Origin of the sequence: Parendozoicomonas verongulae (assembly GCF_009711465.1) — a bacterium.
Lineage (GTDB): Bacteria > Pseudomonadota > Gammaproteobacteria > Pseudomonadales > Endozoicomonadaceae > Sansalvadorimonas > Sansalvadorimonas verongulae.
In genome coordinates this window covers 426-743 of sequence record NZ_SMME01000550.1, presented here as the reverse complement: position 1 = coordinate 743, position 318 = coordinate 426, and the positions used below count along the sequence as shown (strand labels likewise).

Sequence of the window (318 nt, the reverse complement as noted above, 5' to 3'; positions counted from 1 at the left end):
CATTCTTTCCCACAAAAAGAACAAAAAAGACAGCAACGTAGCTGGCGACCTTTCACTCATCTCCCACATTGTTATGTGTGCGCTGGTGCCTGGTGAGATGACCGGATGTGGCGAAAGTCTTATTACACCCGTCCTGGTCACAGGTAAAGGGCCTGTCTTCTGTGTGGATGCGTTTGTGCTTGGCGAGATTACTGGATGTGGCGAAAGTCCTATTACATCCGTCCTGATTACAGACAAAGGGCTTGTCCCCTGTGTGAGTACGTTTGTGGGAGGTGAGATGAGCTGATTGAGAAAAACGCTTGTTGCACCCGTCCTGGC

The 318-nt window shown here is 50.0% G+C and carries 1 protein-coding gene; it reads left to right on the top strand.

Annotation, left to right across the window (positions count from 1 at the left end; translation table 11 throughout):
• On the top strand, nucleotides 1-286 hold a 286-nt coding region (locus tag E1189_RS24725), incomplete at its 5' end, for a hypothetical protein (protein ID WP_230459956.1).
• Nucleotides 287-318 lie beyond the last annotated feature (32 nt).